The sequence below is a fragment of the Chloroflexota bacterium genome (assembly GCA_016875535.1).
In the GTDB taxonomy this organism is placed as follows: Bacteria; Chloroflexota; Dehalococcoidia; order SHYB01; family SHYB01; genus VGPF01.
The window spans coordinates 1-7860 of the sequence record VGPF01000068.1 but is presented as its reverse complement, the minus strand read 5'-3'; the positions used below and the strand labels follow the sequence as shown (position 1 = coordinate 7860).

The 7860-nt window shown below is 64.0% G+C and carries 9 protein-coding genes; 2 read left to right on the top strand and 7 right to left on the bottom strand.

Annotated features, from left to right (window positions below):
• Window positions 1-268: 268 nt before the first annotated feature.
• Window positions 269-835: a redoxin domain-containing protein gene (locus tag FJ039_12280; GenBank protein MBM4406925.1), complete on the top strand. Its 567-nt coding sequence runs from the start codon at window positions 269-271 to the stop codon at window positions 833-835.
• Between the two features lie 24 nt (window positions 836-859).
• Here the strand turns inward: FJ039_12280 and recJ are convergent, their stop codons facing one another.
• From recJ to FJ039_12265, 3 genes are all read right to left on the bottom strand, one after another.
• On the bottom strand, window positions 860-2551 hold the full coding sequence (recJ, locus tag FJ039_12275; GenBank protein ID MBM4406924.1) for a single-stranded-DNA-specific exonuclease RecJ: 1692 nt from the start codon (window positions 2549-2551) through the stop codon (window positions 860-862).
• A 91-nt stretch (window positions 2552-2642) separates the two neighbouring features.
• Window positions 2643-3887: a beta-ketoacyl-ACP synthase II gene (gene fabF, locus FJ039_12270; protein ID MBM4406923.1), complete on the bottom strand. Its 1245-nt coding sequence runs from the start codon at window positions 3885-3887 to the stop codon at window positions 2643-2645.
• A gap of 167 nt (window positions 3888-4054) precedes the next feature.
• Window positions 4055-4510 (bottom strand): GNAT family N-acetyltransferase, encoded by a 456-nt coding sequence (locus FJ039_12265; GenBank protein MBM4406922.1) that lies wholly within the window; start codon window positions 4508-4510, stop codon window positions 4055-4057.
• Window positions 4511-4582: 72 nt separating this feature from the next.
• On the opposite strand from FJ039_12265, the gene FJ039_12260 reads away from it, so the two are divergent.
• Entirely contained in the window at window positions 4583-5212 is a 630-nt protein-coding gene (locus FJ039_12260; protein MBM4406921.1) for a DJ-1/PfpI family protein, read from the top strand.
• Window positions 5213-5218: 6 nt separating this feature from the next.
• Here FJ039_12260 and FJ039_12255 read toward each other — a convergent pair whose 3' ends face one another.
• The 4 genes from FJ039_12255 to FJ039_12240 form a co-directional block, all read right to left on the bottom strand.
• Entirely contained in the window at window positions 5219-5398 is a 180-nt protein-coding gene (locus FJ039_12255; protein ID MBM4406920.1) for an aldo/keto reductase, read from the bottom strand.
• Window positions 5355-5693 (bottom strand): aldo/keto reductase, encoded by a 339-nt coding sequence (locus tag FJ039_12250; GenBank protein ID MBM4406919.1) that lies wholly within the window; start codon window positions 5691-5693, stop codon window positions 5355-5357. Before FJ039_12250 ends, FJ039_12255 begins: the two co-directional genes overlap by 44 nt.
• Window positions 5694-5783: 90 nt before the next feature.
• The gene (locus FJ039_12245) at window positions 5784-6050 is read right to left on the bottom strand and encodes a MoaD/ThiS family protein (protein MBM4406918.1); all 267 of its coding nucleotides are present in this window, start codon (window positions 6048-6050) and stop codon (window positions 5784-5786) included.
• 7 nt (window positions 6051-6057) lie between these two features.
• Window positions 6058-7860, bottom strand: a 1803-nt coding sequence (locus FJ039_12240; GenBank protein ID MBM4406917.1) for a xanthine dehydrogenase family protein molybdopterin-binding subunit, incomplete at its 5' end; no start/stop codon positions are given.

Genomic DNA, 7860 nt, shown 5'->3' with positions numbered 1-7860 from the left:
GGGTCGCCGCCGTGACGCCCAACTCCCGGGACAGCGCGTCCAACTCTTCCCCATGCAGCAGCCGCATCACCGCTCCGCTCTTGCGCCGAGAGGAGAATCTCCCTCGCTCAACGCGGCCTCGATCAAGTGCTCCCTCGCCCTTTCCATCCATCATGGACACCTCCTTAGAGTTTGTGGCATCATGCCCCAATTCCGTGTCCAAGAAAATCCTAGGGCGGGGGAAGATACTTTGACTTCCTGCCGTACGTAGACTTCTAATAGATAGGCCATGCCCAAACGTACAAGACCCTGGCTCGCGTCCATCGTCAGCCTCACGGTCGCGCTTGTCGTCGCCGCCTGCGGAGGCGGTGGCGAAGGCGGAGGCGGCTTTGGGCTGAAGGAGACGCCCAAATCGGGGTCCGTCAGCATCGGGGCTCGGCTCAACAGCCTGGCGCCGAACTTCAACCTGCAAAGGCCCAACGGCGCAGAGGTGGAGCTTGCCGGCCTGCGGGGAAAGCCCGTCCTCCTGAACTTCTGGGCCACCTGGTGCGGGCCGTGCAAGGCGGAGATGCCGGAGCTGCAGCGGCTCCACGAGCGGGCGGGAGACCGCATCCACGTGCTGGGCGTGAACTTGGATGAGACGGCCAAGGAGATCGAGCCCTTTTACAACGACCTGAAGCTGACCTTCCCCACGGTGATAGACAAGGGGAAGAAGGTGGCGAACGGCTATCGCCTGTTGGGCGTGCCGGCCTCCATCGTGATTGACAAGGACGGCGTGGTGCAGGATATCCGCTTCGGGCCCTACGCGGACGATGCCGACCTGGCGAAGAGCGTGGCGAAGGTGGGCGTTACGTAGGGGATAAGCGGTCGAAGTCCGGCTTCAAGCGGGGCGCATATCCAGGATGTTGAGCCGCAGGGTCTGGCGGCCATCGAAGCGGTCAACGGAAAGGGTGAAGACGGCGTCTACCCGCTTGGGCATGGGCTGAACGGCGGCGGGGGCGTTGAAGGCAACGGCGCTCCAGATTACGTTCCCCGACCGCAGCTTCAATCGCGCGTGCTGACCCTCCGCACCCATCTGCCGAGCCTCGATCACGTCAAGGCCCTTGGAGAGGAAGACCGGCTGGGGATTGCCTTCGCCGTGGGGGGCCAGGGCCGCCATGGCGCGGATCGTCTCGCCGTTGAGGCGTTCCAGGGAGATGTGGGCGTCTATGGCGATATGGGGCGCAAGCTGAGCGATGTTCAGCCTGGCTGCGCTTGCAAGCAGGCGCTCGCGAAGGATAGGGAGGCGCGCGGTCGGCAGGGTAAAGCCTGCCGCCTGGGCGTGGCCGCCATAGCGAGTGAAGAGGCCACCGTGCTCACGAAGGGCGGCGGTGATATCGAACTCGGAGATGCTGCGGCAGCTAGCGCGAGTCTCATGCTCCGAGTCCTGGTAGACGATGGCGGGGCGATAGAAGAGGTCGCAGAGCTTGCTCGCGACGAGGCCGATGACGCCCGGCTCGAAGGACGGGTCGCCGACGATGATGACGGGCTGGGTCGAGCCATCGCCGACCATCTCGCGCGCCCGCTCGAGGATTTCCCTGGTCTGCCGCTGTCGCGCGGCGTTGGCGGCGTCCATCCGCTCAGCATAGGGGCGGGCCTCCTCCTCACTGCGCGAGGTGAGCAAAAGGTAGGCGGCATCGGCGTGGTCTATGCGTCCTGGGGCGTTGATGCGGGGGCCGAGGGCGAAACCGATGGCCTCCGTATCCACATGCCCGGGCTGAAGGCCCGCGACGCGCATCAACTCGCGAAGGCCCGGGTGCTGCGTGCGATTCAGGCTCGCCAGGCCGTCACGCACCAGGGCGCGGTTGTGCCCGGTGAGGGGAGCCACATCGGCCACTGTGCCAAGGGCCACCAACTCCAGCAAGGCCGTATCCGGCTCTCTTTCAAAGGCCCGATAGAGGGCCTGCGCGAGGGTGTAGGCGACACCGACGGAGGCGAGGGACGCGAGGGAGGGGTCTGCGCCGGGGAGCTTGGGGTCTATGACGGCGACCGCGGCGGGAAGCGCCGCCGGCGGCGAGTGGTGATCCGTGATGACGACGTCCATCCCCCAATCGGCGGCGGTGGCGACCTCCTGCGGGTTGCTGATGCCGCAATCGGCGGTGACGATGAGCCTGATACCTTGATCGCGAAGGAATTGCAGGCCCTTGAGGTTCAGCCCATGGCCCTCCGTGATGCGGTCCGGGATATAGGGGACGACCTTGCCGCCCAAGCCCCGGATAGCCTGGGTGAGCAGGGCCGCTGAGGTGACGCCATCGGCATCGAAATCGCCGTAGACGGCGATGCGCTCGCCGCGCCGGATGGCCTGCGCCATCCTTCGCACGGCGGCCTCAGCGCCCGGCAGGCCGCCGGTGGAGACGGCTTGCGCTCGCGGCGCAAAGAAGGCTTCGGCGGCTTGGGGCGTGCGCACGCCCCGGTTGTAGAGGAGCTGGGCGACGAGCTTGGGGTAGGCGGAAAAGGCTTCAAAGTGCGCGGGAGGCGCAAGCGGAGCTACTTGCCAGCGCTTGGGAGGGGCAGCGACTTGAGGCACCGGGATCCACCCTCTCCTTTGGGGCTATGCGATCAGTAGCGCATGCTTCCACACGCCATCGCCTCCCGATAGGAATCGCAACGCTGAGGGCGAGGGGCTACTGGATCACGCGCTTGAAGGCGAGGCAGGAGTTGTGCCCGCCAAAGCCGAAGGAGTTGGATAATACCGTACGGACGATGCCTTTGCGAGCCATGTTTGGCACATAGTCCAGGTCGCACTCGGGGTCCGGGTGCTCCAGGTTGATGGTGGGCGGGATGGCGCTCTCCGTGATGGCCAAGACGGAGAAGGCGGCCTCGATGGCGCCCGCCGCGCCGATCATGTGGCCCGTCATGGACTTGGTGGAGCTGATGGGGATCTTGTAGGCGTCCTCACCGAGGACTGCCTTCAGCGCCATCGTCTCGTACTTATCGTTCAAAGGCGTTGAGGTGCCGTGGGCGTTGATGTAGTCCACGTCCTTTGGGGTCAAGTTGGCCTTGCGCATGGCGATCTTCATGGCGCGGGCCGCGCCCTCGCCGCCGGGGGCGGGCTGGGTGATGTGGTTGGCATCGGCCGTGGCGCCGTAGCCCGCCAGCTCGCAGAGGATGCGCGCGCCGCGAGCCTGGGCAAACTCAAGCTCTTCCAGAATCACCACAGCCGCGCCTTCGCCCATCACAAAACCGTCGCGCTGGGCATCGAAGGGCCGGGAGGCGGCCTTGGGGTTATCGTTGCGCTTGGAGAGGGCGCCTGCGGAGGAGAAGCCAGCGACGCTGATGGGGATGATGGCGGCCTCCGCGCCACCGGCGACCATGGCCTTGGCATCGCCCCTGCGGATGATCTCGAAGGACTCGCCGATGGCATCGGCGCCGCTGGAGCAGGCGGAGACGGTGCAGAAGTTGGGGCCCTTGGTACCCAGACGGATGGAGACGTGGCCGGAACCCATATCGGCGATGATCATGGGGATCAGGAAGGGCGTGACGCGGGATGGCCCCTTTTCAAAGAGGACCTTGTGCTGCTCCGAGATGGTGCCGATGCCGCCGATACCGCTGCCGATGATGCAGCCGATGTCCGTGGCGTTCTCCGGCGTAATCTTGAGGTCGGCGTGCTTGACGGCTTCGAAGGCGGCCACGGTGGCGAACTGGACGAAGCGGTCGGCGCGCTTGGCCTCTTTCTTGTCCATGGCGACAAGGGGGTCGAAGGCCTTCACCTCGGCGGCGATCTTCGTCTCAAAGGCCTCAGCATCAAAGGCGGAGATGCGGTCTATGCCGGACTGCCCCGCGAGGAGGGCCTTCCACGTAGAGTCACGGTCGAGGCCAATGGGGCTGACGACGCCGATGCCGGTAATGACGACTTTACGTTCCACGATGCCTTCCTTTGGCTGCCGGAGGGTGAGGGGAGAGGAACTTAGGGGTGGGGGCTGAACGCCCCGCGGGGAAGCCGGCAGCGATTTCAGGAGTCGGTTTTCCGCGCACGATACCTAAGAATTATACCATCCCAGAGGGGGCAAGCGCGGAGAGACAGCGCAAGAATAGCCTACGAGCGAAGGTATTTTCTAAAGGCCCTCGCGGGCGACTCATAGCCGAGGGCCTCGTAGAACTTGTGCGCCTCTTCGGCGCGGCTCCACCGGCTCATCAGCTGGATCTTGTAGCAGCCGGCCTTCTGCGCCAGCCGTTCGGCATAGGCCATGAGCATCCTGCCGTAGCCCCTGCGCTTGGCTTTTGCCTCCACAACGAGGTTTTCCAGCTCGCACCAGGGCCTGCCATAGTGGGAGAGATTGGGAACGATGATGATGACCACCGTCCCAACGACTTCGCCCTTATCCTCCAAGACGACGAGACGCTGGGCCTTGTCACGCTCGATGCGATGGAAGAGACGAGCGTACGTGTTCGAGTCTTTTGGCGATGCAGCATGACCATCCAGGTTGAGCTGTTGATAGAGCACCAGGATCCGCGGGAGGTCTTTCACAGTCGCTTGGCGAATGCGGGGCATGGTGGAGATTGTACCTCAAGCGTGATATTATGTCGCCTCTTTTTCATGAAACCGGGTGCCGAGGAGGATGCGATGGACAGTCCCAAAGTAGTCGGCCTTTTCCTCTTTGAGCAGTTCGAACTCCTTGACGCCTTCGGCCCCATGCAGATGCTTGCAGCAGCTTCTAAGAGCTTCCAGGTGAGACTCTTAGGGCCAAGCCTTGCTCCAGTCACGAGCGCCGTCGGCATGACGGCGGGCCCACGGGTTCTGCCCGATGCCGTATGGGAGACCAGCGAGCAACTGCACGTCATCCTGGTGCCAGGCGGCAGGGGAACGCGCACAGAGGTGAGTAACCAACGCCTCCTCCATGGGTTAAAGGCTCACACCACTAAGGCGGAACTCATGACTTCGGTCTGCACGGGCGCGGCGCTGCTAGCCAAGGCAGGTCTGCTGGATGGGAAGCGCGCCACATCAAACAAGCTGGCCTTCAAATGGGTCACGGAGCAGGGTCCGAAAACGACGTGGGTTCCCCAAGCGCGTTGGGTCCACGATGGAAACGTAATCACGAGCGGTGGTGTCGCCGCAGGCATTGATATGGCGCTGGGCATCATTGCGCAATACCGTGGGCAAGAGGCGGCTCACAAGCTGGCAACAGCGATGGAATACGAATGGCACAACGACCCAGCTTGGGACCCCTTCGCCAAGTCGGCGGGGCTAGTGTAGCGGGTTCTACCCTGCCGCCGGAGCCCGTGTGACTCCCGCCGCCGCATCGCAGGCGCGAACCTCATCGGGCGAAAGACTGATATCGCCCTTACCAAGGCTATCATCGAGCTGCTTGGCCGAGGTAGCGCCAAGGATGACGGAGCTAACCACAGGCTGAGCCAGAAGCCAGCCGATGGCTAGCTGGATGAGTAGATTTCCCGGTCCTGGCGCTCAGGTCGCGAAGGCGGTCAACCGTGGCGAAGTTCTCCTCCGTCATGAAGAGCTTGCTGTAGAGCGGCCGAATGCCAAGGCGTGTGCCCGGAGGAGGCGGCTCGCCGCGCGTGTACTTGCCCGTGAGGAAGCCTCCGGCAAGCGGGTTGAAGACGATCATCCCCACCTTTTCGGCAAGGCAAAGCGACGCGACCTCCGGCTCCACATCGCGGCTCACAAGGTTATAGCGCGATTGGATGCACTCGACCCGGTTGAGATTCCGATAGCGCACTCATACTTCCGGGTTCACGACGCTGGCAGGTAAAGCGATAGGACGGAAGGGTATCTCAAGCTACAAGGTAGACCGAGCTCCAGCCCAGTCCTACCCGCCGCCTATGGCGGGGATGAAGTGCACCTCGTCGCTCTCTTGCACCGGGGTGAGGACGCCGAGGACGGTCAGCTCGTTGCCGATGGCGATGGCAACGCCAGGCTGGAGGCTGCCCTCTTCGTCCACGATGCGCTCTTTGAAGCCTGGGAAGCGGCTTTCAAGCTGCTCCAAGACTTGGCGTATCGTGGTCCCTTCAACGCGCAACTTGTCCACGCCGCCGGTGATATGCCGCATAGCGGACGGGACAAAGACAAGGGGCACGGAGGGCCTATTTCTTGGCGGCCTTCTGAGCCGCCATCGCGGAGACTATTACGCCGGGGTTCATGGGCAGCTGGTACATGCGCGTGCCCGTGGCCCGGTAGACGGCGTTGCGCACGGCGGCCATGGGGGCGCAGATGCCCACCTCGCCGACGCCGCGCAGGCCGAAGGGATGGCCGGGGTTCGGCACTTCCACAATGACCGGGTCAATCATCGGCAGGTCAAGGGTCGTGGGCATCCGGTAATCGAGCCAAGAGGAGTTCGCCATCACGCCATCCTTAGTGTGGTAGTACTCCTCGTTCAGCGCCCAGCCTATGCCCTGGACCCCACCACCCTGGATCTGGCCCTCCACATAGCTGGGGTGGGCGGCCTTGCCCGCATCCTGGAAGGCGGTCACCCGGAGAACGTCCACCTTCCCGGTTTCCGGGTCCACCTTCACGTCCACGATCATCGCGCCGAAAGCCGCGCCGGGCATCTTGGGGTTGGAGGTGGCGGAGGCGGTGATGTAGCCGCCGGTCATCATCATCTTGGCGACGATCTGCTTGATGCTGAGGGTGTCCTTGCCGCTCTTCTTGTTGATGCACAGGCCGTCCTTGAACTCCACGTCTTCCGGCTTGACCTCCCACATCAGCGCCGCGCGGGCGATGAGCTGCCGCTTCACCTCTTCCGCCGCGTTGATGGCGGCGATGCCGGTGGAGAAGGCGGTGCGGCTGCCGCCGGTGACGCCCGTCCAGCCGATGGAATCGGTATCGGCGACGGTGGGGATGACGTCTTCAGCGCGAATGCCCAGGATCTCGGCAGCCTGCATCGCCACTGCGGCGCGGGTGCCGCCGATGTCCACCGAACCGGTGACGAGGGAGATGGTGCCGTCCGGGTTCACGTTGATGACAGCGGAGGACTGCATGCCGATGTTGAACCAATAGCCCATGGCCACGCCGCGCCCGATGTTCTTGCCTGGCGGAAGGGGTGACTTGTAATGCGGATGGTTCTTCACCTGGGTCATGACTTCGGTGTTGCCGATCTTGCCGAGCGGCGCGCCGGTGATCTGGCGCGTCCCCTCCTTGGAGGCGTTCTTGAGGCGGAAGTCCATAGGGTCCATGCCGAGCTTTTCGGCAATCTCATCCAGTACCGATTCGATGGCGTAAGCACCGATGGGCGAGCCAGGGGCTCGGTAGGCGGCCACCTTCGGCTTATTGACGACGATGTCCAGCGCGGAGATATCGAAATTTTCGATGACATACGGCGCGGAGGAGCACATGGCGCCCATGGCGACGGGGGAGCCGGGGTAGGCGCCCGCCTCAAAGGCGAACCAGGCCTGCCAGCCGGTGATCTTGCCGTCCTTGGTGGCGCCGATCTTGATCTTGTTGTGGGAGCCGGAGGTTGGGCCGCTGGCCTCAAAGACCTCCTTGCGCGTCATGACCATCTTGACGGGATGGCCGGTTTTCTTGGAGAGCATCGCCGCGGCGGGCTCAAGGTAGACGTTGATCTTGCCGCCGAAGCCGCCGCCAATCTCCATGGGGACGACCTTCACCATGCCCTCGGGCACCTGGAGAATGGCGGCCGTCTGCTGGCGCACGCCGAAGGTGTGCTGGGTGCTGGTCCATACGGTGATGCGCCCATCCGGGTTCCAGATGACCGTGGTGACGTGCGGCTCGATATAGCCCTGGTGGACAGGCTTGGTGTAGAACTCGCGCTCCACGATGACGGCGGAGTCCCTCCAGGCCTGCTCCAGGTTGCCGCCCACCCAGCGCATCTCGGACGAAACGTTGCTCTTGCCCACCTGCTTGGCCGGGTCCGGCTTGCCGCCCAGGAT

What these genes read in the sequence shown, in the direction of transcription:
- FJ039_12280 (MBM4406925.1), top strand. Translation starts at nt 269, where the DNA reads ATGCCCAAACGTACAAGACCCTGGCTCGCGTCCATCGTCAGCCTCACG.
- FJ039_12265 (MBM4406922.1), bottom strand. Translation starts at nt 4,510, where the DNA reads ATGCCCCGCATTCGCCAAGCGACTGTGAAAGACCTCCCGCGGATCCTG.
- FJ039_12260 (MBM4406921.1), top strand. Translation starts at nt 4,583, where the DNA reads ATGGACAGTCCCAAAGTAGTCGGCCTTTTCCTCTTTGAGCAGTTCGAA.